Source organism: Kitasatospora sp. NPDC051914, from assembly GCF_040680995.1.
GTDB lineage: Bacteria > Actinomycetota > Actinomycetes > Streptomycetales > Streptomycetaceae > Kitasatospora.
On the sequence record NZ_JBFAXX010000045.1, the window covers coordinates 1 to 22,210 of the forward strand.

21 protein-coding genes and 1 tRNA gene are annotated in these 22,210 nt (G+C 72.4%); 20 read left to right on the top strand and 2 right to left on the bottom strand.

What is annotated here, in order from left to right:
• Window positions 1-280 precede the first annotated feature (280 nt).
• Entirely contained in the window at window positions 281-1,039 is a 759-nt protein-coding gene (locus tag AB0M03_RS26630; RefSeq protein ID WP_363495079.1) for a GntR family transcriptional regulator, read from the bottom strand.
• A gap of 195 nt (window positions 1,040-1,234) precedes the next feature.
• Here AB0M03_RS26630 and AB0M03_RS26635 point away from each other — a divergent pair, with 195 nt between their 5' ends.
• The 6 genes from AB0M03_RS26635 to AB0M03_RS26660 all read left to right on the top strand — a co-directional run bounded on the left by AB0M03_RS26635 (window position 1,235) and on the right by AB0M03_RS26660 (window position 4,850).
• Window positions 1,235-1,444: a hypothetical protein gene (locus AB0M03_RS26635; RefSeq protein WP_359978053.1), complete on the top strand. Its 210-nt coding sequence runs from the start codon at window positions 1,235-1,237 to the stop codon at window positions 1,442-1,444.
• A gap of 80 nt (window positions 1,445-1,524) precedes the next feature.
• Window positions 1,525-1,842, top strand: coding sequence for a hypothetical protein (locus tag AB0M03_RS26640; protein ID WP_363495081.1), 318 nt, complete (start codon window positions 1,525-1,527; stop codon window positions 1,840-1,842).
• Window positions 1,839-2,024 (top strand): hypothetical protein, encoded by a 186-nt coding sequence (locus AB0M03_RS26645; protein ID WP_363495083.1) that lies wholly within the window; start codon window positions 1,839-1,841, stop codon window positions 2,022-2,024. The genes AB0M03_RS26640 and AB0M03_RS26645 overlap by 4 nt, the downstream gene beginning before the upstream one ends.
• A complete protein-coding gene (repSA, locus tag AB0M03_RS26650) occupies window positions 2,021-3,445 on the top strand; it encodes a replication initiator protein RepSA (protein ID WP_363495085.1) in 1,425 nt (474 codons plus the stop codon). The genes AB0M03_RS26645 and repSA overlap by 4 nt, the downstream gene beginning before the upstream one ends.
• Entirely contained in the window at window positions 3,430-3,648 is a 219-nt protein-coding gene (locus tag AB0M03_RS26655; RefSeq protein ID WP_363495087.1) for a helix-turn-helix domain-containing protein, read from the top strand. The genes repSA and AB0M03_RS26655 overlap by 16 nt, the downstream gene beginning before the upstream one ends.
• On the top strand, window positions 3,648-4,850 hold the full coding sequence (locus AB0M03_RS26660; RefSeq protein ID WP_363495089.1) for a site-specific integrase: 1,203 nt from the start codon (window positions 3,648-3,650) through the stop codon (window positions 4,848-4,850). Before AB0M03_RS26655 ends, AB0M03_RS26660 begins: the two co-directional genes overlap by 1 nt.
• A gap of 93 nt (window positions 4,851-4,943) precedes the next feature.
• On the opposite strand, the gene AB0M03_RS26665 is transcribed toward AB0M03_RS26660, so the two are convergent.
• Window positions 4,944-5,015: transfer RNA gene (locus tag AB0M03_RS26665), tRNA-Arg, on the bottom strand.
• A gap of 154 nt (window positions 5,016-5,169) precedes the next feature.
• Here AB0M03_RS26665 and AB0M03_RS26670 point away from each other — a divergent pair.
• The 14 genes from AB0M03_RS26670 (at window position 5,170) to AB0M03_RS26735 (ending at window position 22,096) form a co-directional block, all read left to right on the top strand.
• Window positions 5,170-5,646 (top strand): response regulator, encoded by a 477-nt coding sequence (locus tag AB0M03_RS26670; RefSeq protein WP_363495091.1) that lies wholly within the window; start codon window positions 5,170-5,172, stop codon window positions 5,644-5,646.
• A gap of 82 nt (window positions 5,647-5,728) precedes the next feature.
• Window positions 5,729-7,390, top strand: a complete 1,662-nt coding sequence (argS, locus tag AB0M03_RS26675; protein WP_363495092.1) for an arginine--tRNA ligase — start codon at window positions 5,729-5,731, stop codon at window positions 7,388-7,390.
• A 98-nt stretch (window positions 7,391-7,488) separates the two neighbouring features.
• A complete protein-coding gene (gene lysA / locus AB0M03_RS26680) occupies window positions 7,489-8,883 on the top strand; it encodes a diaminopimelate decarboxylase (RefSeq protein WP_363495094.1) in 1,395 nt (464 codons plus the stop codon).
• Between the two features lie 129 nt (window positions 8,884-9,012).
• Window positions 9,013-10,305 carry a homoserine dehydrogenase gene (locus tag AB0M03_RS26685; RefSeq protein WP_363495096.1) on the top strand — a complete coding sequence of 431 codons (1,293 nt, stop codon included), beginning with the start codon at window positions 9,013-9,015 and terminating at the stop codon, window positions 10,303-10,305.
• A gap of 6 nt (window positions 10,306-10,311) precedes the next feature.
• Entirely contained in the window at window positions 10,312-11,412 is a 1,101-nt protein-coding gene (gene thrC, locus AB0M03_RS26690; protein ID WP_363495098.1) for a threonine synthase, read from the top strand.
• Window positions 11,413-11,736: 324 nt separating this feature from the next.
• On the top strand, window positions 11,737-12,654 hold the full coding sequence (gene thrB / locus AB0M03_RS26695) for a homoserine kinase (protein WP_363495100.1): 918 nt from the start codon (window positions 11,737-11,739) through the stop codon (window positions 12,652-12,654).
• Window positions 12,655-13,213: 559 nt separating this feature from the next.
• Complete coding sequence (gene rho, locus AB0M03_RS26700) at window positions 13,214-15,292, top strand: transcription termination factor Rho (RefSeq protein WP_363495101.1); 2,079 nt, start codon at window positions 13,214-13,216, stop codon at window positions 15,290-15,292.
• A gap of 214 nt (window positions 15,293-15,506) precedes the next feature.
• A complete protein-coding gene (locus AB0M03_RS26705) occupies window positions 15,507-16,643 on the top strand; it encodes an LCP family protein (protein ID WP_363495103.1) in 1,137 nt (378 codons plus the stop codon).
• Window positions 16,644-16,764: 121 nt separating this feature from the next.
• Window positions 16,765-16,989: a 50S ribosomal protein L31 gene (rpmE, locus tag AB0M03_RS26710; RefSeq protein WP_263103648.1), complete on the top strand. Its 225-nt coding sequence runs from the start codon at window positions 16,765-16,767 to the stop codon at window positions 16,987-16,989.
• 147 nt (window positions 16,990-17,136) lie between these two features.
• Entirely contained in the window at window positions 17,137-18,213 is a 1,077-nt protein-coding gene (gene prfA / locus AB0M03_RS26715; protein ID WP_363495105.1) for a peptide chain release factor 1, read from the top strand.
• A gap of 40 nt (window positions 18,214-18,253) precedes the next feature.
• Window positions 18,254-19,120: a peptide chain release factor N(5)-glutamine methyltransferase gene (gene prmC / locus AB0M03_RS26720; RefSeq protein WP_363495107.1), complete on the top strand. Its 867-nt coding sequence runs from the start codon at window positions 18,254-18,256 to the stop codon at window positions 19,118-19,120.
• Between the two features lie 108 nt (window positions 19,121-19,228).
• Window positions 19,229-19,876 carry an L-threonylcarbamoyladenylate synthase gene (locus AB0M03_RS26725; RefSeq protein WP_363495109.1) on the top strand — a complete coding sequence of 216 codons (648 nt, stop codon included), beginning with the start codon at window positions 19,229-19,231 and terminating at the stop codon, window positions 19,874-19,876.
• A 68-nt stretch (window positions 19,877-19,944) separates the two neighbouring features.
• Window positions 19,945-20,562, top strand: a complete 618-nt coding sequence (locus tag AB0M03_RS26730) for a protein-tyrosine-phosphatase (RefSeq protein WP_363495229.1) — start codon at window positions 19,945-19,947, stop codon at window positions 20,560-20,562.
• A gap of 235 nt (window positions 20,563-20,797) precedes the next feature.
• Complete coding sequence (locus AB0M03_RS26735; RefSeq protein WP_363495111.1) at window positions 20,798-22,096, top strand: serine hydroxymethyltransferase; 1,299 nt, start codon at window positions 20,798-20,800, stop codon at window positions 22,094-22,096.
• Window positions 22,097-22,210 lie beyond the last annotated feature (114 nt).

Consider the following 22,210-nt stretch of genomic DNA (forward strand, 5'->3'; position numbering starts at 1 on the left):
AGCCGGGGCGAAGACAGGAGGCGGGGCGCGCGCCGGAGGACGGCCGGCGCCGCCGCGCCGCAGGCGCGGCACCCCGAACATTGTGAGGCTACGTCCAGTAGTTCCAGGAGGCCGGGAATCTCGCCGGTGATCTCCGATCCCGCCGTGATGTGCCTTCCCCGTGGGCTCCGCCCGCCCCGCCCGCCGAGCGGAGCGAGGCGCCTTGATGAAGTAGAGAAACTCGTAACAACCCCTCACCCCTCCCCACCAACTACCCGCCGTGGCTTGGGGTGTGAGCTGGTCACGCGTCGAAGTCGTACTCCAGCACGTATGAGGCCGCGTCGAGGGTCATCTCGTTGACCTCGACCGCCTGGCCCTCCTCGGCGAATGCCGTGCGGCAGACCAGGATGACCGGGGTGCCAGCGCCAAGTCCGAGCCTCGCGGTCTCGTTGGCGGTGGGCATCCGGGATCGAATCTCCTCGCGGAAGTGCACGGGCTTGGCGCCGATCTCGGCCAGCCGGGCGTACGTCCCGCCGGGGCCGGTGTCCTCCTCGGTGATGCGCGTCCCGGCGACCAGCTGCGCGGGCAGGTAAGAGGTCGAGAGCAGGACCGGCTTGCCGTCCAGCACGAAGCGACGGCTGCGGACGCAGGTAGCCTCGCCGGGCTCCACGCCGAGCACCGGGGCGACGTGCTCGGGCGCACCTTCCTCGGTGACGGCGACCTGGTCGACGACCAGCGTGCGGTTCTCGATGTCGGCCGACCAGATCGAGCGGCCCGATCCCCACTGCTCCTGGGCCAGGCGCTGGATGCCCCGTCGGCGGAGGGGCTTGAAATCCCGGACGAAGACACCGGCGCCCTTCCGGGCCTCGGCAATGCCCTCGCTCTGCAGAACGCCGAGTGCCTGGCGGGCCGTCATGCGGGCCACGCCATAGGTCTCCATCAGGTCGTTCTCGCCCGGCAGTCGATCGCCGGGCCGGTACTCGCCGGACTCGATCGCCGCCTTGAGCGCATTGGCGATCCGCTGGTACTTGGGCTGCTTCTCGCTGTTGCCGCTGGCCATCGGCCCTCCTCCCTCTTCTCTAGACATCCTAGGGCTGACGTCTGCCCGCAGCGAGCTCCGACAAGCCGTTGACATCTCTAGAGATGCTTGGTTCTCTAGAGATGTAGCACCAGCCGCCAAGCACTCGGTGGGGGCGGTGTCCAAGCCGCCATGCACGTCACCGCCCCCTTCCTTCACTCGAACAGGGAGAGCGAGATGTTCAAGAAGTTCCGGGAGAACCGGGAGCACGACAGCGCGCTGATCCGGGAGTGGGTCAACACCCCGGGCTCCGGGCCGTACGAGACCCAGACCGCGGACGAGAGCCGACAGTCGCGGCCGGCGTCCGGCGAGATGAAGTCGCTGCTGTGGCGTGTGGCGATCGCGTCCGAGGAGCGCTCGGACCGCAAGAACGCGAAGAAGAACTGATCGTCAGTCCTTTGCCCCGGGGCGGTGTCCAAGCCGCCAAGCACGTCACCGCCCCGGGCTCCCTCGAAGGGGGTTCCATCATGCCCGCAACGCCCCTCTCCCCGCTGCCTTCCAGCGTCTCCGGCTCGTGCCCGTCCTGCTTCGGTACGTTGCGGGTGGTCGACCTGGACGGCGCGCTGTCCGGCACCGTCGGCCTGCCGGTGCCGTGCGACTGCGTGAGCCACCTGTACGGCCTGGGCGGTGCTTGCCCGTGCCACGTCCGGGTGTGGGACGAGAACGACGGCCACACCGGCTGGGTGCCGATCCCGCTCGCCGAAGCCACCGACGACAGCCCGTTCTTCCGCCCCTGCACCGCCCACGGCGCCCGCCGGGCCGGAACGCTGGCGGTGGCCGCATGACTACCCCGACCACCACCGCCGAGCCCACGGTCGTCCTGGTGCTGGTGGAACCGTCGGCCACCGAAACCGACTGCTGCCCGGAGTGCTTCGGCTGGGGCTTCACCTGGCTCCGCCAGCAGGGCGCCGAGCCGGTCCCCGGGCCCGACTGCCGCCCCTGCCGCGGGACGGGGACTGCGTGGTGACCCACCGGCCCACCGCCGAGGCGGACCGGCTCGCTGTTGCGGACCTGGCCCGCCTCGCCGCCCGCGGGGACCTGCCCAAGCTCCAGGAGCAGATCCGCCGGACCGGCGGCTGCGCGAACCCGATCCACCTCCAGGGCTTCCGCACCCTCACCCACGCCCCGACCGGAGCGGTCTGGCACCGGTATTCGACCCAGCACGAGCCCGGCCACCGCCTGAAGGTGGCGTGCGGGAACCGGCGGGCGTCCCGTTGCCCGTCCTGCGCCCGTACCTACTCCGCGGACACCTTCCACCTGATCCGGGCCGGGCTCGCCGGGGACCAGGACAAGGGCGTGCCGGTGGCGGTGCGCTCCCACCCGCGGGTGTTCGCCACCCTCACCGCGCCGTCGTTCGGCCCGGTCCACAACCGGCCCGAGCGGGGCGTCTGCCGCTGCGGCACCGCCCACCCCGCGGGCTCGCCGATCCTCGGCACTCCGCTCGATGCGGACCGGTACGACTACGCGCACGCGGTGCTGTGGAACAACCACGCCCCGGACCTGTGGCGGCGCTTCACGATCTACCTGTTCCGGGTCATGGCGAAGATGGCCGGCCTCTACCAGCGGGAGTTCAAGGAGCAGGCGAAGCTCTCGTTCGGGAAGGTCGCCGAGTACCAGCGCCGCGGGGCCGTGCACTTCCACGCGGTGATCCGCATCGACGGCCCCACCGGACCCGACTCACCCCCGCCCGACTGGGCGACCGTGGCCCTGCTGGACGCCGCGATCCGCGCCGCCGCCCAGCGTGCCGCCGTGCCCGTCGCCGCCGCCGGAGAACACCCGGCCCGGGTCCTGCGCTGGGGCGCGCAGGTGGACGTCCGGCCGATCGGCGCCTTCGGCTCCGGCGAGATCTCCGAACAGGCCGTCGCCTCCTACGTCGCCAAGTACGCCACCAAGTCGGCAGAGGCCACCGAGACCGTGGACCGGCGCATCCTGGAGCGCCACGAACTCGACCGGCACCAGCTGCCCACCCACACCCGGCGCCTGATCGAGACCTGCTGGGACCTGGACGGCCTGTATCCGGACCGGCTGCTGGCGCACTGGTCCCACATGCTCGGCTTCCGCGGCCACTTCTCCTCGAAGTCGCCCACCTACTCGACCACCCTCGGCGCGCTCCGCCAGGTCCGCGCCGACTACCGCGCCGCCGAGGCACGCCAGGGCCTGCGCGAGCGGCTGCTGGCCGCTGGCCTGCCCGACCTTGACGACCTGGCCGACGCCGAGACCCTCGTCGTCGCGCACTGGAGCTTCGCCGGAGCGGGCAACTCGCCCGGCGAATCGATGCTCGCCGCCGCCGTCGCCCGCGAGCTGAACGAACGCCGCACCACCGACCGCCAGGAACTCATGACCCAACTCGCCCAAGAGGAGGACAACAGCACATGGACCGCCTGCTGACTGTGGAGGAGGTTGCCAAGCTGCTCGGCACCTGGGAGACCAGCAAGGAGCGCTTCCCGCGCCGCCTGATCGCCGAACGCCGGATCGCCTTCGTGAAGGTCGGACGCCACGTCCGCATCAAGGAGAGCGTCCTCGCCGACTTCATCGAGTCGAACACCGTCCGGGCCGTGTCCCGGCCGCGCCGCCTGCGGGTGGTGGCCTGATGGCGAACACAAAGGGCAACCGCCGGCGCTTCGGCTCGGTCCGCCAGCTCCCCTCCGGCCGCTGGCAGGCCCGCTACCGGCACCCGGTGACCGGCCAGCTCCGCTCGGCTGAGCAGACCTATCCGACCAAGACGGACGCCGAGCTGGCCCTGACGCTGATCGAAGCCGACATGGCGCGCGGCCAGCTCAAAGACCCGGACGCGGGGCAGGTGAACTTCGGCGACTACGCGGACACCTGGCTGCGGGAGCGGGGCCTCGCCGATCGGACCCTGGAGCGGTACGAGGGCGTGCTCCGCCTCTACATCAAGCCGACCTTCGGGGCAGGGACGGTCGCAGCCATCACGACAGCCGGTGTCCGCTCGTGGCGCTCCGCGATGCTCGAAGCCGAGATCGGCGCGGCGACCGTCGCGAAGTCGTACCGGGTGCTGCGGGCCATCCTGAACACGGCCGCGGACGAGGACGGCCTGATCGAGCGGAACCCGTGCCGGATCAAGGGGGCGGACAAGGAGGACTCCGCCGAGCGGCCGGTGCTCACCATCGAGGAGGTCTACGCGATCGCCGACTCGATCGAGCCGCGCTACCGGGCACTCGTGCTGATGGCGGCCTTCTCCACGCTCCGGTTCGGCGAGTTCGCCGCACTCCGCCGGCGGGATGTCGATCTGGACCGAGGGATCGTCCGGGTGCGGCGGGCCCAAGCTGAACTCCAGACCGGCCAGCTCAAGGTCAAGCGGCCCAAGAGTGACGCGGGTGTGCGGCCGGTGGCCTTCCCCTCTTCCATCGTGGTGGAGCTGGCTGAGCACCTGCGCTGGTTCGGAGAGGACGGGGCTGCCGGGCGGGTCTTCGTCGGCCCTCGGGGCGGTCTGCTGCGGCGGAGCAATTTCCACAACGTGTGGACAACCGCGCTGGCCGACTCCGAGGTGGACTGGAGCCGGGCTCTGGGCGAGACCGAGGCGGACAGCATCCGCTTCCACGACCTCCGGCACACCGGCAACAACCTGGCGGCCGACACCGGGGCGAGCACCCGGGAGCTGATGCACCGCATGGGGCACTCGACCATGGATGCGGCCCTGCGCTACCAGCACATGCGGGGCGAGCGGGACCTCCTGATCGCCCGCGGGATGGACTCCGCCATCAAGAAGGCCCGGGGGAGGGGCCGCCGGCGGGTTCCCGAGCCGAGGGAGCCGGACGCATCTGGCACGTGAGTGGCACGGGCGGAAACTCGCCCGGAAAACGACGAAGGCCCAGCTTCGCGGATCGATCCGCTGAGCTGGGCTTTCGCTTCACTTACACAGAAGTGCCCCCGGTAGGATTCGAACCTACGCACCCGCCTCCGGAGGGCGGTGCTCTATCCCCTGAGCTACGGGGGCCTTTCGGCCGTCGCGACTTGCTGCGACGTGGAGAACACTACCAGGCCCGGACGGCGATCCGTGCACGGGTTTCGGAGCGGCCGCGGCCGTGCCCGGAGGGCGGAACTCGGCAAAGGCCGGACGGAAGGGTGGGCGCGCGGCTACCCTCGGTGATGTGCCGGGAACGTCCGGGCGGGTCCTCGTGGTGGACGACAGCGAGGTGATCCGCCAGCTGATCAGAGTGAACCTGGAGCTCGAGGGCTTCGAGGTGGTCACCGCCGCCGACGGCGCCGAGTGCCTGGAGGTCGTCCGCCGGGTGCGCCCCGACGTGGTGACGCTGGACGTGGTGATGCCGCGGCTCGACGGCCTCCGCACCGCGGCCCGGCTCCGTGCCGCCCCGGAGACCAGGGCCCTGCCGATCGCCATCGTGAGCGCCTGCACGCCGGCCGACCTCGACAAGGGGGAGTCGGTGGGGGTGGACGGCTACCTCGCCAAGCCCTTCGACCCGGCCGACCTGGTGGCCCTGGTGCGCCGGCTGATGCTGCCGGGCCCGGCTGCCGAGGAGGGGGGCGGGGGCCGCCCGCCCGGGTACGCCTTCGGGGGCGGCGACCGCCCGGTGGCATTCCGCTCTGGGCGAACAGACCGGGCTTGACCGTCCCGCTCCCTGGTGCAACGCGTCTCAACGGGTAAACCGAGTGGCGGACGGCCACCCCGTCTCGCCTACGCTTGGCGTCGTGACACCCGCAGAGCTTTCCCAGGCAGTCCAGGCCGCAGTGAGCGCCGCCGTAGAGGCGGGCGAGCTGGCCGTCGCCGTGCCCGAGCACGTGACGGTCGAGCGGCCCAAGAACAGGGACCACGGCGACTACGCCACCAACGTGGCCCTCCAGCTCGCGAAGCCGGCCGGTATGCCGCCGCGAGCCGTTGCGGAACTGCTGGCCGCCCGCCTGCGAGAGACCACCGGCGTCGCGAAGGTCGACATCGCCGGTCCGGGCTTCCTGAACATCACCCTCGACGCCGCCGCCCAGGGCCTGCTGGCCCGCACGGTGGTCGAGGCCGGCCAGGCGTACGGCCGGAACGAGGCCCTCAAGGGCCTGAAGATCAACCTGGAGTTCGTGTCGGCCAACCCGACCGGTCCGATCCACATCGGCGGCGTCCGCTGGGCGGCCGTCGGCGACTCGCTGGCCCGTGTCCTGCGGGCCACCGGTGCCGACGTCACCACCGAGTACTACCTCAACGACGCCGGCGTGCAGATCACCAAGTTCGCCCGGTCGCTGCAGGCGGTCGCCAACGGCAAGCCCGTCCCCGAGGACGGCTACGTCGGCGAGTACATCGTCGACATCGCCAAGGCGATCACCGACGGCGTGCCCGGCGTGCTCGAGCTGCCCGAGGAGGAGCAGCTCCAGGTCTTCCGGGCCGAGGGCCTGAAGCTCATGGTGGCCGAGATCAAGCGGTCGATGGAAGAGTTCGGGGTGCACTTCGACACCTGGTTCTCCGAGAAGTCGCTGCACGACTCGGGCGCCGTCGAGCAGGCCATCGACCGGCTGCGCGAGCAGGGCCACGTCTTCGACCAGGACGGCGCCATCTGGCTGCGCACCACGGACTTCGGCGACGACAAGGACCGGGTCCTGATCAAGGCCGACGGCGAGACCACCTACTTCGCCGCCGACGCCGCCTACTACCTGAGCAAGCGGGACCGCGGCTCCGAGGTCTCGGTCTACATGCTCGGCGCCGACCACCACGGCTACGTCAACCGGCTCAAGGCCATCGCGGCCTGCGCCGGCGACGACATGGACCGCAACATCGAGGTCCGGATCGGCCAGTTCGTGAAGATGCTGCGCGACGGCCAGGAGGTCCGCCTCTCCAAGCGCGCCGGCAACATCATCACCATCGACGACGTCGTCGACTGGATCGGCGTGGACGCGGCGCGGTACATGCTGGCGCGTTCCTCCACCGACTCCACCATCACCATCGACATCGACCTGGTCACCAGCCAGTCGAACGAGAACCCGGTCTTCTACGTGCAGTACGCGCACACCCGGATGTGCGGCGTCGCGCGCAAGGCCGCCGAGCTCGGCGTCGACAAGGGTGCGGCCGAGGACTTCAAACCGGAGCTGCTCGCCACCCAGTGGGAGAGCGACATGCTCGGCGCGCTGGGCGAGTTCCCGCGCGTCATCGCCACGGCCGGCGAGCTGCGCGAGCCGCACCGGGTCGCGCGCTACCTCGAGGACCTCGCAGGCAAGTACCACCGCCTGTACGAGAACTGCATGTTCCTGCCGAAGGGCGACGAGGAGCTCACGGACACGCACCGTGCGCGCCTCTGGCTGGTCGAGGCGACGCGCACGGTGCTCGCCAACGGCCTGACGCTGCTCGGCGTATCCGCCCCCGAGCGGATGTAAGCAACAACCCCCATGCGCACGGCGGGGGCGGCGGACGGTCGACGGAGACCGTTCGCCGCCCCTCGCCATAAGCCCCGCAAGGCAAGGAAGCGAACACGATGAGCCGCTCCGCCCACCCCGCAGGCCCCCGCCACGGCGACGTGCTGCCCGAGGGCCACTACCAGGCCCCGCCGGCCGACCTGAACGCGCTCGACCCCAAGGTCTGGTCGAAGACCGTCGCCCGCGCCGAGGACGGCACCGTCACCGTCGGCGGCCTCGACGTGAAGGCGCTGGCGGCGGAGTTCGGCACCCCGGCGTACGTCATGGACGAGGCGGACTTCCGGGCCCGGGCCCGCGCCTGGCGGGACGCCTTCGGGACCGACGCGGACGTCTACTACGCCGGAAAGGCCTTCCTCTCCAAGGCGGTCGTCCGTTGGCTGCACGAGGAGGGCCTGAACCTCGACGTGTGCAGCGGCGGCGAGCTGGCCGTCGCGCTGGCCGCCGGCATGCCGGGGGAGCGCCTCGCGCTGCACGGCAACAACAAGTCGGTGCACGAGCTGGAGCAGGCGGTGAAGGCCGGGGTCGGCCACGTCGTCGTCGACTCCTACGAGGAGATCGAGCGGCTCGCGGCGGTCGCCGAGCGGCAGGGCGTCCGGCAGCCGGTGCTGATCCGGATCACGGTCGGCGTCGAGGCGCACACCCACGAGTTCATCGCCACCGCGCACGAGGACCAGAAGTTCGGTCTGTCGCTGAACGGCGGCGCGGCCGCGGAGGCGGTGCGCCGGGTGCTGGCCCACCCGGAGAGCCTGGAGCTGCGCGGCATCCACTCGCACATCGGCTCGCAGATCTTCGACACCGCCGGCTTCGAGGTCGCGGCCCGCCGGGTGGTCGGCCTGCTCGCGCAGATCCGCGACGAGCACGGCATCGAGCTGCCCGAGATCGACCTCGGCGGCGGCCTCGGCATCGCGTACACCAGCGAGGACGACCCGCGCGAGCCGGCCGAGATCGCCGCCGCACTGGCGGAGATCGTCCGCCGCGAGTGCGCCGCCGCGCAGCTGAGCACCCCGCGGCTCTCCGTCGAGCCCGGCCGCGCGATCGTCGGCCCGACCGCGTTCACCCTGTACGAGGTGGGCACCGTCAAGCTGCTGGAGGGCCTGCGCACCTACGTCAGCGTGGACGGCGGCATGTCCGACAACATCCGCACCGCGCTGTACGACGCCGAGTACTCCGTGGCGCTGGTCTCGCGCAGCAGCGACGCCGAGCCGATGCTGGTCCGCGTGGTGGGCAAGCACTGCGAGTCCGGCGACATCGTGGTCCGGGACGCCTTCCTGCCGGCCGACCTGGCCCCCGGCGACCTGATCGCGGTGCCGGCCACCGGCGCGTACTGCCGGTCGATGGCCAGCAACTACAACCACGCACTCAAGCCTCCGGTGGTCGCCGTTTCCGACGGTGCGGCCCGGGTGATCGTCAGGCGCGAGACGGAGGAGGATCTCCTGCGTCTCGATATCGGCTGACGAAATTCTTGTCTCAGATCATGGACCGGCCGTAGATCTGCGCGGAAAGTCCCGGAGACTGGTAGAGACCGAATACCGTCGGGCAAGGGGAATCGCCCGGCGGAGACCGAGAATGCAGAGCGGAGTCGGATGATGCGTACGCGCCCGCTGAAGGTGGCGTTGCTGGGCTGTGGTGTGGTGGGCTCCGAGGTGGCGCGCATCATGACGACGACGGCCGACGACCTCGCCGCGCGGATCGGCGCGCCGGTCGAACTCGCCGGGATCGCCGTGCGCCGGGCCGGCCGGCCGCGCCCCGGGGTGCCCGAACACCTCATCACCACCGACGCGGAGGCCCTGGTCAACCGGGGCGACATCGACGTGGTGGTCGAGGTGGTCGGCGGCATCGAGCCGTCCAAACAGCACATCCTGTCCGCCTTCGCGAACGGCGCCTCGGTGGTCTCCGCCAACAAGGCGCTGCTCGCCCAGGACGGCGCCGAGCTGCACGAGAAGGCCGCCGCCGCGGGCGTCGACCTGTACTACGAGGCCGCGGTGGCCGGTGCGATCCCGCTGATCCGCCCGCTGCGCGAGTCGCTGGCCGGCGACAAGGTCAACCGGGTGCTGGGCATCGTCAACGGCACCACCAACTTCATCCTCGACAAGATGGACTCCACCGGCGCCGGGTACTCCGAGGCGCTGGAGGAGGCCACCGCGCTGGGCTACGCCGAGGCCGACCCCACCGCGGACGTCGAGGGCTTCGACGCCGCCGCCAAGGCCGCGATCCTGGCCGGCATCGCCTTCCACACCCGGGTCACCGCCGCCGAGGTGTACCGCGAGGGCATCACCGAGGTGACCGCCGCGGACATCGCCTCCGCCAAGCAGATGGGCTGCGTGGTCAAGCTGCTGGCGATCTGTGAGCGCGCCGCCGACGGCGAGTCGGTGACCGCCCGGGTCCACCCCGCGATGATCCCGCTGACCCACCCGCTGGCCTCCGTCCGCGAGGCGTACAACGCGGTGTTCGTGGAGTCCGAGGCGGCCGGCCGGCTGATGTTCTACGGCCCGGGCGCCGGCGGTTCGCCGACCGCCTCCGCCGTCCTCGGCGACCTGGTCGCGGTCTGCCGCAACAAGCTGGCCGGTGCCACCGGTCCGGGCGACTCGGTGTACACCAGGCTGCCGGCCAAGCCGATGGACGAGGTCGTCACCCGCTACCACGTCAGCCTGGACGTCGACGACCGCGCGGGCGTGCTGGCCCAGGTCGCGTCCGTCTTCGCCGAGCACGGCGTCTCCATCGACACCGTGCGCCAGCAGGGCCGCGACGGCGACGCCTCGCTCGTCGTGGTCACCCACCGCGCCACCGACGCCGCGCTGTCGGCGACGGTCGACAAGCTCCGTGCGCTGGACAGCGTGCGCGACGTGGCCAGCATCATGCGGGTCGAAGGGGAGTAATCGATCATGAACGCGATCGCCGAGAGCAGAGTGAGCGGCGCCCGTACCCACCAGTGGCGCGGCCTCATCGAGGAGTACCGCGACCGGCTTCCGGTCACCGACGCCACCCCGGTGGTGACCCTGCTGGAGGGCGGCACGCCGCTCGTCCCGGCCCGGGTGCTGTCCGAGCGCACCGGCTGCGACGTCTACCTCAAGGTCGAGGGCGCCAACCCCACCGGGTCCTTCAAGGACCGCGGCATGACGATGGCCATCTCCAAGGCGAAGGAGGAGGGTGCCCAGGCGGTCATCTGCGCCTCCACCGGCAACACCTCCGCCTCCGCCGCCGCCTACGCGGTGCGGGCCGGCATGGTGCCGGCCGTGCTGGTTCCGCAGGGCAAGATCGCGCTCGGCAAGATGGGCCAGGCCATCATCCACGGCGCCCAGATCCTGCAGGTGGACGGCAACTTCGACGACTGCCTCACGCTCGCCCGCGAGCTGTCCGAGAAGTACCCGGTGGCGCTGGTCAATTCGGTGAACCCGGTGCGGATCGAGGGTCAGAAGACCGCCGCCTTCGAGATCGTCGACATGCTCGGCGACGCCCCCGACATCCACGTCCTGCCGGTCGGCAACGCGGGCAACATCACCGCGTACTGGAAGGGGTACCGGGAGTACGCCGCGGACGGCCTGGCCGCCCGCACCCCGCGCATGTGGGGTTTCCAGGCGGCCGGTTCGGCCCCGATCGTGGACGGCGCCCCCGTCCGCTCCCCGCAGACCATCGCCACCGCCATCCGGATCGGCAACCCCGCCTCGTGGGAGTTCGCCATCGCCGCGCGGGACGAGTCGGGCGGCCTCATCGACAAGGTGACCGACCGTCAGATCCTGTCCGCCTACCGGCTGTTGGCCTCGCGCGAGGGCGTCTTCGTGGAGCCCTCCTCGGCCTCCGGCGTGGCCGGCCTGCTGGCCAAGGCCGAGGCCGGGCTGGTCGACCCGGGCCAGCGGATCGTCTGCACCGTCACCGGCAACGGTCTCAAGGACCCGGACTGGGCCGTGGCCGGCGCCCCGCAGCGCCCCGAGATCGTCCCGGTCGACGCCGAGTCCGCCGCGCGGCGCCTCGGACTGCTCGACTGACGCCGGCTCAGCCGACGCGCACCGCGGGCCGACCCTTCCGGGGGTCGGCCCGCGGCCGTCCTGCAGTGACACTTACGTGTTGATTCAGCGCCGATTTCCAGGCTGATTTCCGCATGGTTTCCGGCCATGAACGGCAACACGGCAGATCGGTGCCGAGCGGGGTGTACCGCTGTGGAACCTGTCTTCGATAGGCTGGTTACGTCGGGAGGCGCATGATGCGCGAATTCCCGCACCGCCGGGTCTCTAGAGTCCAGGGCTCCGCCGCCGTACCACCGCTGGCCCCATCCCGTCGGGCAGCCCTCATTCCCCAGGAGAGTCCACCGCATGGCCGGTCCTGCGTTCCGTGCCGCCGCCGTCCGGGTCCGGGTCCCCGCGACCAGCGCCAACCTCGGCCCCGGCTTCGACGCCTTCGGACTCGCCCTGGGTCTCTACGACGACATCGTCGTCCGGGTCGCCGACTCCGGGCTCTCGGTGGACATCGCCGGCGAGGGCTCCGACAGCCTGCCCCGCGACGAGCGCCACCTGGTCGTCCGTTCCATGCGGGCCGCCTTCGACCGCCTCGGCGGCCAGCCGCGCGGCCTCGAGGTCGTCTGCGCCAACCGGATACCGCACGGCCGCGGCCTCGGAAGCTCCTCGGCCGCCATCTGCGCCGGCATCGTCGCCGCCCGCGCGGTCACCATCGGCGGGGCCTCCGCACTGGACGACGACGCCCTGCTCGCCCTCGCCTCCGAGCTGGAGGGCCACCCGGACAACGTCGCGGCCTGCCTGCGCGGCAACTTCACGGTGGCCTGGACGGCCGAGGACGGCGCCCGCACCATCGTGCTCGACCCGTCCGACCAGGTCGTCCCGCTGGTCTTCGTGCCCGCCACCGAGGTGCTCACCGAGACCGCCCGCGGCCTGCTGCCCAAGACCGTCCCGCTGGCCGACGCCGCCGTCAACGCCGGCCGTGCCGCGCTGCTCGTCGAGGCCCTCACCCGCCGTCCCGAGCTGTTGCTCACGGCCACCGAGGACCGCCTGCACCAGGACTACCGCGCCTCCGCGATGCCCGACAGCGCCGCCCTGGTGGCCGTGCTGCGCGCGCAGGGCGTCCCCGCCGTGATCTCCGGTGCGGGCCCCACCGTGCTGGCGCTCGCCGACGAGGCGTCCGCCGACAAGGTGCTCGGCCTCGCCGGGCCCGAGTTCGCCGCCCACCGGCTGGAGTTGGACCGTACCGGTGCGTGTGTACTGCCGCTCGACGTGTGAGCCGGAGCAGCACGCGGCCACAACCGCGGGAACGGACACGATTGACAAGAACAGGGCTGGGGAATGTGTCAGGGGGTCGGTAGTGTTAACCTCATTGCTGCACCAGACGTCCTCCGGGGCTCGGTGCGCCACGTCCCGATCCCGCCCCTTCAGGTTGGCAGTGTCCGCACCTGCAGGGTCCGGAAGGACGGGACCACGATTTTCCGGGAGCCCACCACAGCGCGTACGCAGCCTGCCTGCGCGACTGCGGCGCATCCCGAAGCCGTGACGGCACCTGACTCCCACCCGCGGCCTCCCCACTGAGGCACGGGCGGGCGGAGCCCGAGGTACCGCCACGCGACGGGGGCCCGGGAACCAAACAGGCAGCGAGGCCGGCACGAGACCGGCCCACCGCGCCACTTCGCACCACAGTGCACCGCACTTCGCATCGCTTCTCCCGATCGGCTCGTCCTTTCGGGGGGACAACCGCCTCGGACCAGCGTGATTCGGCGTTGGTCAGGACAGCACAACCGGTCGCCGAGCCAGACAGGCCGACGTCCGCTCCAGGGAAGGACCCTTAGTGAGCGACACCACCGATCTGATGGGCGCGCGCCCGGACGCAGACGCGTCGGACGCAGCCGCCGCCCCCGCGGCCCCGGCCAGGCGCCGTCGCAGCGCCGCCGCAGGCCTCGACGGCCTGGTCCTGGCCGAGCTCCAGAAGCTCGCCACGGGCCTCGGAATCAGCGGTACCGGACGCATGCGCAAGAGCCAGCTCATCGAGGCGATCAAGGAGAAGAGCGGCGGGGACCCGCTGCTCGCCGGCGGCACCGCGCCCGCCCCGGCCGCCAAGCGCACCGCCGCCAAGACCGCCGCCAAGGCCGAGGAGGCGCCCGCCGCCGCCCCCGCCGAGGAGAAGCCGGCCCGCCGCACCCGCGCCACCGCCGCTGCCGCCGCGGCCGCGGAGCAGCCGCAGGCCCAGATCGAGATCCCGGTCCAGGCCGCCGCGGAGGCCGCCCCGGCCCGTGCCGAGCGCACCCGCCGCCGCGCCACCTCCGCCGCCGGCGCCCCCGCCGCCGAGGCCGCCGCGGAGCCCGCCGGCACCGTCGTCGCCGAGGCCAAGGCCGAGACCCGGGCGGCCGAGCCCCGCACCGCCGAGGGCGAGGGCCGCACCGCCGAGCGCCGCGACCGGCGCGACCGGCGCGACCGCCGCGAGGCCGGCGAGCGCACCGAGACCGCCGAGGCGCAGGACGGCGAGGCCCGCGAGTCCCGCCGCGACCGCCGCAACCGCCGCGACCGCGACCGGGCCGAGCGCCAGGGCGGCCAGCAGCAGGCCGGCACCCAGCAGGACAGCCAGGCCGGCCGACAGGGCCAGCCCGCCGGGCAGCAGCAGGCCGGCGGCTACGACGACGACGAGTTCGGCGACGGCCGTCGCGGCCGTCGCGGCCGCTACCGCGACCGCCGGGGCCGCGGCCGCCGCGAGGGCTTCGAGGGCGGCGGCACCGCCGAGCCGCAGATCGGCGAGGACGACGTCCTCATCCCGGTCGCGGGCATCCTCGACATCCTCGACAACTACGCGTTCGTCCGGACCTCCGGCTACCTGCCGGGCCAGAACGACGTCTACGTCTCGCTCGCCCAGGTGCGCAAGCACGGCCTGCGCAAGGGCGACGCCATCACCGGTGCGGTGCGCCAGCCCCGCGACGGCGAGCGCCGCGAGAAGTTCAACGCGATGGTCCGCCTCGACTCGGTCAACGGCATGGACCCGGACGGTGCCCGCAACCGCCCCGAGTTCGGCAAGCTGACCCCGCTGTACCCGCAGGAGCGGCTGCGCCTGGAGACCGACCCGGGCGTGCTGACGACCCGGATCATCGACCTGGTGTCGCCCATCGGCAAGGGCCAGCGCGGTCTGATCGTCGCCCCGCCGAAGACCGGCAAGACGATGATCATGCAGGCGATCGCCAACGCGATCACCCACAACAACCCCGAGTGCCACCTGATGGTCGTCCTGGTCGACGAGCGTCCGGAAGAGGTCACCGACATGCAGCGGTCGGTGAAGGGCGAGGTCATCTCCTCGACCTTCGACCGCCCGGCCGAGGACCACACCACCGTCGCCGAGCTCGCCATCGAGCGGGCCAAGCGCCTGGTGGAGCTGGGCCACGACGTGGTGATCCTGCTGGACTCCATCACCCGCCTGGGCCGTGCCTACAACCTGGCGGCGCCCGCCTCCGGCCGCATCCTGTCCGGCGGTGTCGACTCGACCGCGCTCTACCCGCCGAAGAAGTTCTTCGGTGCCGCGCGCAACATCGAGAACGGGGGCTCGCTGACCATCCTCGCCACCGCCCTGGTGGAGACCGGCTCCCGTGCCGACGAGGTGGTCTTCGAGGAGTTCAAGGGCACCGGCAACATGGAGCTCAAGCTCGACCGCAAGCTCTCCGACAAGCGGATCTTCCCGGCGGTGGACGTCGACGCGTCCTCCACCCGCAAGGAGGAGATCCTGCTCGGCAACGAGGAGCTGGCGATCGTCTGGAAGCTCCGCCGGGTGCTGCACGCGCTCGACTCGCAGCAGGCCATCGAGCTGCTCCTGGACAAGATGAAGCAGACCAAGAGCAACGCCGAGTTCCTGATGCAGATCGCCAAGACCACTCCCGGTTCCGGCGACTGATCCGGCCCCGCGCCGCAGGGCGAGGCCCCGCACCGCATCCGCGGTGGGGGGCCTCGCCCTTTTTCCGGGCCGGCGCTGCCCGCCGGCCCCTGACGGGTCGCCCACGACCTTTGAAGACGGACCCCGGGCCCGGCCGCCCCGGATCGCCCGCCGATCGGCGGGCCCCCGATTCCCTTATGCTCGAAAAGCCCCGTTCGAGCAGAAAGGGGAGGGGATGTCCGACCAGCGCAAACCCCGCAGCAGGCGTCGCCGCGTGCTGCACATCGCGGTCTTCACCGCCGTCGGGCTGCTCCTGGTGGGTGCGGGTGTCGCCGGCTACGCCTACTGGAAGCTGAACGGCAACATCCGCAGCGTCGACATCGACACCCAGCTCGGCCCCGGGCGTCCGCCCGCCTCCGTAGGCGGCGCCTTCAACATCCTCGTGCTCGGCTCGGACTCCCGGGCCGGCGCCAACGGCTCGCTGGCGGGCGGCGCCGTCGGCGACACCGCCCGCTCGGACACCGCGATGGTGGTCCACGTCAACCGCGAGCACACCGCCGCCTCGGTGATCAGCGTCCCGCGCGACACCCTGGTCGCCCGCCCCGCCTGCACCGGCCCGGACGGCAGCTCCACCCCGGCCCTGCGCAGCGCCATGTTCAACTCCGCGTACGAGGTCGGCGGGCCCGCCTGCGCGGTGAAGACCACCGAGCAGCTCACCGGGCTGCGGATGGACCACTTCGTCGAGGTGGACTTCGCGGGCTTCGCGAGCCTGATCGACGCGATCGGCGGGGTGGACGTCACCACCACCGTCGACATCTCCGACCGCGACAGCGGCCTGCACCTGGCGGCCGGAGACCACCACCTGAGCGGCGCGCAGGCGCTGGCCTTCGTCCGCACCCGGCACGGCGTCGGCAACGGCAGCGACCTCGGCCGGATCGAACTGCAGCAGCAGATGGTGAAGTCGATCATGAAGCAGGTCGGTGCGCTGGGGCTCACCTCCAACCCGGCCCACCTGTGGTCGATCGCCGACAAGCTCACCCGCTCGATGACCACGGACTCCGACCTCGCCTCGGTCAGTGCCCTGGTCGGCCTGGCCAACACCCTCAAGGGCATCGGGCCGGAGCAGATGACGATGGTGACGCTGCCCGTGGTCTCCGCCCCCACGGACCCGAACCGGGTCGTGCCGCGTTCACCGCAGGCCACGCAGCTGTGGGCGGCCCTGCGGGCCGACGGTTCGGTGCCGCAGTCGGTGGTCAGCATCCAGCCCTCCAACCCCGCCGACAGCACGCCCGGCCCCTCGGCCGGCGCCGCGGCCCGTACCCCGGGCGCCACCGCGAGCCGCAGCCCGGCCGGCGCCGCGGGCCGGGAATAGCCGGGGCCGCCTCCCGGTTTGGGAAGACACGGCCGGTGCTGGCACACTGGTCCGTCGGTCCCGGTTCACGCGCGGCTGCCTGCCGCCGACCCGGTGCCCTCCCGAAACCTAGGAGAGACCCTTGAAGGCCAACGTTCACCCCGAGTACGTCGTGACCAAGGTGACCTGCACCTGCGGTAACGAGTTCACCACCCGCTCGACCGAGACCAGCGGCGAGATCCGCGCCGAGGTCTGCTCGGCGTGCCACCCGTTCTACACCGGCAAGCAGAAGATCATGGACACCGGTGGCCGCGTGGCCCGCTTCGAGGCTCGCTTCGGCAAGAAGCACAGCGGCGGCAAGGCCTAGCGCTTCCACGGCGCCGGTCTCGGCGTCCCCGCGCATCCGCGGGGGCGTCGGGCCGGCGCCGTTCGCATCTCCCCGCTCCGCGCCGCCGTACGGCGGCCGGACCACCCCCCTCGCACCACCGGTACTCACGGGAAGTAGGCCCACCCCATGTTCGAGGCAGTCGAAGAGCTCCTCGCCGAGCACGCCGACCTCGAGACGAGGCTGGCCGACCCCTCCGTCCACGCCGACCAGGCGAACGCCCGCAAGCTGGCCAAGCGCTACGCGGAGCTGACCCCGATCACCCGCACCTACCGCGCCTGGAAGCAGACCGGCGAGGACATCGAGGCCGCCCGCGAGCTCGCCGCCGAGGACCCCGAGTTCCTCGCCGAGGCGAAGGCCGCCGAGGCCCGCCGCGAGGAGCTCACCGAGGAGCTGCGGCTGCTGCTCGTCCCGCGGGACCCGAGCGACGACAAGGACGTCATCCTGGAGATCAAGGCGGGCGAGGGCGGCGAGGAGTCCGCGCTCTTCGCCGGCGACCTGCTCCGGATGTACCTGCGCTTCGCCGAGCGGATCGGCTGGAAGACCGAGGTCATCGACTCCAACGAGTCCGACCTCGGCGGCTACAAGGACGTCTCCGTCGCCGTGAAGACCAGGGGCGGCACCGAGCCCGGCCAGGGCGTCTGGGCCAGGCTGAAGTACGAGGGCGGCGTGCACCGCGTGCAGCGCGTGCCGGCCACCGAGTCGCAGGGCCGCATCCACACCTCCGCCGCGGGCGTGCTGGTCACCCCCGAGGCCGAGGAGGTCGAGGTGGAGATCCACGCCAACGACCTGCGGATCGACGTGTACCGCTCGTCCGGCCCTGGCGGCCAGTCCGTCAACACCACCGACTCGGCCGTCCGGATCACCCACCTGCCGACCGGTATCGTGGCCTCCTGCCAGAACGAGAAGAGCCAGCTGCAGAACAAGGAGCAGGCGATGCGCATCCTGCGCTCGCGTCTGCTGGCGGCGGCCCAGGAGGAGGCCGAGCGGGAGGCCTCCGACGCCCGCCGCAGCCAGGTCCGCACCGTGGACCGCTCCGAGCGCATCCGCACCTACAACTTCCCGGAGAACCGCATCTCCGACCACCGCACCGGCTTCAAGTCCTACAACCTGGACCAGGTGCTGGACGGCGACCTGGTCGCGGTGATCCAGTCCTGTGTGGACGCCGATGCAGCGGCCAAGCTGGCAGCAGCCCAGGAGAACTGAGTACCGAGCCCGTCGTCCGAGAAGTCAGAGGTGTGATCGGATGAACCTGCTGCTCGCCGAGGTGGCGCAGGCCACCCAGCGGTTGGCCGCGGCCGGTGTGCCGTCGCCGCGCTTCGACGCCGAGGAGCTCGCGGCGCACATCCACGGCGTCAAGCGCAGCCAGCTGCACACCGTGCCGGACGCCGACTTCGACGCCCGGTACTGGGAGGCCGTCTCCCGTCGCGAGGCCCGTGAGCCGCTCCAGCACATCACCGGGCGGGCGTTCTTCCGCTACCTGGAACTCGAGGTCGGCCCCGGCGTCTTCGTGCCCAGGCCGGAGACCGAGACGGTCGTCGAGTGGGCGATAAACGCCGTCCGCGACATGGACGTCGCCGAGCCGCTGGTCGTCGACCTGTGCACCGGCTCGGGCGCCATCGCGCTCGCTCTCGCCCAGGAGCTGCCGCGCTCCACCGTGCACGCCTTCGAACTGGACGAGGGCGCGCTCGCCTACACCCGCCGCAACGTGGCCGCCAGCCCCGACCGCGCCCGGGTCGTCCTGCACGAGGGCGACGCCACCCGCGCGTTCGAGGGCGAGCACGCCTGGGACGGCCGCTTCGACCTGGTCATCAGCAACCCGCCCTACATCCCGCTCACCGAGTGGGAGTACGTGGCGCCCGAGGCCCGCGACCACGACCCGCAGATGTCGCTGTTCTCCGGCGAGGACGGCCTCCACGCCATCCGCGGCATCGAGCGGGTCGCCGCCCGGCTGCTGCGCCCCGGCGGCGCGGTCGTCGTGGAGCACGCCGACACCCAGGGCGGCCAGGTGCCGTGGATCTTCAACGAGGACGGCGGCTGGACGGACGCCGCCGACCACCGCGACCTCAACAACCGTCCGCGCTTCACGACCGCCCGCCGGGCGTCGCTGTGAAGCAGGCCGACCCGGTGCACCGCGGCCCGAACGGCGCCGCGGGGCCGGCCGGCCAGTGATCTCGTGACTTCGTGACTTCGCAGTGAACTTCGGAAGGGGACCGCACCGATGAGCCGCCGCTACGACTGTGCCGATACCGGGGACCGCGCCACCGGGCTGCGCGAGGCCGCCTCGGCGATCCGCCGCGGCGAGCTGGTCGTGATGCCGACCGACACCCTGTACGGCATCGGCGCCGACGCCTTCTCCCCGGAGGCGGTGGGCGCCCTGCTGGACGCCAAGGGCCGCGGCCGCAACATGCCCTCCCCGGTGCTCGTCGGCTCCCCGACCACCCTGCACGGCCTGGTCACCGACTTCTCCGAGCAGGCCTGGGAGCTCGTCGACGCCTTCTGGCCGGGCGGGCTGACCCTGGTCGCCCGGCACCAGCCCTCGCTGCGCTGGGACCTCGGCGAGACCCGCGGCACCGTCGCCGTGCGGATGCCGCTGCACCCGGTCGCCCTGGAGCTGCTGAACACCACCGGACCGCTCGCCGTCTCCAGCGCCAACAAGACCGGCGGCCCCTCGCCCGCGACCTGCGACGAGGCGCAGGGCCAGCTCGGCGACGCCGTCTCGGTCTACCTGGACGGCGGCCGCGCGGACCACGCCACGGCCTCCACCATCGTCGACGTCACCGGCAAGACCCCCGTCGTGCTGCGGGCGGGCGCGATCAGCGTCGAGCAGCTGAGGGAGGTCGTCCCGGACCTGGAGGCCGGCAGTTGACCGCTGCGTCGCTGTACGCCGCGGGCCCCGGCCCGGCCCGGTTCGACGCCGCCCCGTACCGGGCGGCCGTGCCGCGTCCGGCCGACACCTTCCGCATCCTCTTCGTCTGCACCGGGAACGTGTGCCGCTCGCCGATCGCCGAGCGGCTCACCCGGCACGAGCTGGACGCCAGGCTCGGCGCCGCCTCCCGCCGCTTCGTGGTGGAGAGCGCCGGCACCTGGGGCCACGAGGGCGCCCCGATGGAGGCGCACGCCGCCACCGTGCTCGGCGAGTACGGCGTGGACAGCGCCGGCTTCGCCGGCCGCGAGCTGCTGGACGAGCACGTGATCGACGCCGACCTGGTGCTCACCGCGACCCTCGACCACCGCGCCCAGGTGATCTCCATGGGCCACGCGGCGGGCCTGCGCACCTTCACGCTCAAGGAGTTCACCCGGCTGGTGCGCCGGATCGACCCCGGCACCCTGCCCGACCCGCGTGGCGGCGTGCAGCTGCCCGAGCGGGCCCGCGCCCTGGTGCGGGCCGCCGCCGCGCTGCGCGGCTGGCTGCTGGCGTCCTCGCCGGAGTCGGACGAGGTGGACGACCCGTACGGTGCGCCGATCGGCATGTTCCGCAACTGCGGCGAGGAGATATTCGACGCCCTCGACCCCGTGGTGACCGCCCTGACCGGGGTGCACGGACGCCTCTGAGCGGCGTCCTGCGGGGCGTACGGGGACGGGGTGGGCGCGTGCGGCGTCCGCGGGCCCTTCAGGGCGTGCGACGGCCGTGGGGGATTTCGGGGGATAGGGTGGAGAAATCGTGCATGCCGGGTGCTCGCGGAGTGCAGCATCCCTGACGGCGGCACGCCACCGCGCGCGGACGGGCCGCCCCGACGGCCCCGACCTACGCTGGAGGGATCTGACCGCCGCTTCCGGGAGCTGCGCCATGTCCGTCACCCCCACCGTGCACGGCCCGACCGAGACCGACGCTCCCCCCGCCGGCGGGCGGCACTGGGAGGCCTCGGAGGCGCTCCGCAGGGCCGATCCACTACTGGCCGACCTGCTGTCCGCCGAGGCCGAGCGGCGGGCGGAGAGCCTGCAGCTGCTGGCGGGCGAGAACGTCACCAGCCCGGCCGTGCTGGCCGCACTCGGCGGGCCGCTGATCGACAAGTACGCCGAGGGCTACCCGGGCCGCCGCCACCACACCGGCTGCGCGCTGGCCGACACCGCGGAGCTGCTCGCGATCGACCGGGCCCGCCAGCTGTTCGCCGCCCCGCACGCCAACGTCCAGCCCAGGTCGGCGACTTCGGCGATGCTCGCGGCCTACGCGGCGCTGCTGCGGCCCGGCGACACGGTGCTCGCGATGTCGCTGCAGCACGGCGGCCACCTCAGCTGCGGCTCGCGGGCCAACTTCTCCGGCCGGTGGTTCGAGTTCGTCGGCTACGGCGTGCGCGAGGAGGACGGCCGGATCGACATGGAGCAGGTCCGCGACCTCGCCCGCCGGCACCGCCCCAAGGCGATCATCGCCGGCGGCATCTCCTACCCGCGGCACGTCGACTGGGAGGGCTTCCGCGCGGTCGCCGACGACGTCGACGCCTACCTGATCGCCTCGGCCGCGCAGATCACCGGGCTGGTCGCGGCGGGCCTGGCGCCCTCCCCTGTGCCGTACGCGGACGTCACCGTCGCCGCCACCCACAAGCTGCTGCGCGGGCCGCGCGGCGGCATGCTGCTGTGCACGGTGGAGCTCGCCGACCGGGTGGACCGCGCGGTCTTCCCGTTCACCCAGGGCGGGGCCGCCATGAACGAGGTGGCCGGCAAGGCGGTGGCCCTCGCCGAGGCCTCCGGCGAGAACTTCGCGGCGTACGTGCGGCGGGCCGTCGACGGCGCCCGGGCCCTGGCCGGGGCGCTGGCCGAGCGCGGTGTGCGGCCGATGACCGGCGGCACCGACACCCATCTGGTCACCGCCGACGTCAGCCCGCTCGGTGTGAGCGGCATCGAGGCCGAGCGGCGCTGTGCGGCGGCCGGGCTGATGCTCGGCAAGTGCGCGCTGCCGTTCGACCCCGCACCGGCCGCCGAGGCCTCCGGCATCCGGCTGGGCACCGGCGCCGCGGCCGCCCAGGGCATGGGGCCGACCGAGCTCGCCGAGGTCGGAGGGCTGATCGGCGACCTGCTGCGCAGCGGGCCGCAGCCCCGGATCTCCGAGCGGGTGCGCGCGCTGGCCAGGGAGTTCGCGGGCCGCCGCTGAGCCGTACCGGGAGCCGGCGGGCCGCGGAGGAGAACCGCGGTGCACACACTTCTCGTCCGACTCAATAAGGTGTGACCGTGGCGACGCACCTCGAACCCCGAACTCTCCCGGGAG

Excerpts from the sequence above, each read along its gene's own strand:
- AB0M03_RS26630 (WP_363495079.1), bottom strand. The coding sequence starts at position 1,039 with ATGGCCAGCGGCAACAGCGAGAAGCAGCCCAAGTACCAGCGGATCGCC.
- AB0M03_RS26635 (WP_359978053.1), top strand. The coding sequence starts at position 1,235 with ATGTTCAAGAAGTTCCGGGAGAACCGGGAGCACGACAGCGCGCTGATC.
- AB0M03_RS26640 (WP_363495081.1), top strand. The coding sequence starts at position 1,525 with ATGCCCGCAACGCCCCTCTCCCCGCTGCCTTCCAGCGTCTCCGGCTCG.
- AB0M03_RS26645 (WP_363495083.1), top strand. The coding sequence starts at position 1,839 with ATGACTACCCCGACCACCACCGCCGAGCCCACGGTCGTCCTGGTGCTG.
- AB0M03_RS26655 (WP_363495087.1), top strand. The coding sequence starts at position 3,430 with ATGGACCGCCTGCTGACTGTGGAGGAGGTTGCCAAGCTGCTCGGCACC.
- AB0M03_RS26660 (WP_363495089.1), top strand. The coding sequence starts at position 3,648 with ATGGCGAACACAAAGGGCAACCGCCGGCGCTTCGGCTCGGTCCGCCAG.
- lysA (WP_363495094.1), top strand. The coding sequence starts at position 7,489 with ATGAGCCGCTCCGCCCACCCCGCAGGCCCCCGCCACGGCGACGTGCTG.
- AB0M03_RS26685 (WP_363495096.1), top strand. The coding sequence starts at position 9,013 with ATGATGCGTACGCGCCCGCTGAAGGTGGCGTTGCTGGGCTGTGGTGTG.
- thrC (WP_363495098.1), top strand. The coding sequence starts at position 10,312 with ATGAACGCGATCGCCGAGAGCAGAGTGAGCGGCGCCCGTACCCACCAG.
- thrB (WP_363495100.1), top strand. The coding sequence starts at position 11,737 with ATGGCCGGTCCTGCGTTCCGTGCCGCCGCCGTCCGGGTCCGGGTCCCC.
- AB0M03_RS26705 (WP_363495103.1), top strand. The coding sequence starts at position 15,507 with ATGTCCGACCAGCGCAAACCCCGCAGCAGGCGTCGCCGCGTGCTGCAC.
- prfA (WP_363495105.1), top strand. The coding sequence starts at position 17,137 with ATGTTCGAGGCAGTCGAAGAGCTCCTCGCCGAGCACGCCGACCTCGAG.
- prmC (WP_363495107.1), top strand. The coding sequence starts at position 18,254 with ATGAACCTGCTGCTCGCCGAGGTGGCGCAGGCCACCCAGCGGTTGGCC.
- AB0M03_RS26725 (WP_363495109.1), top strand. The coding sequence starts at position 19,229 with ATGAGCCGCCGCTACGACTGTGCCGATACCGGGGACCGCGCCACCGGG.
- AB0M03_RS26735 (WP_363495111.1), top strand. The coding sequence starts at position 20,798 with ATGTCCGTCACCCCCACCGTGCACGGCCCGACCGAGACCGACGCTCCC.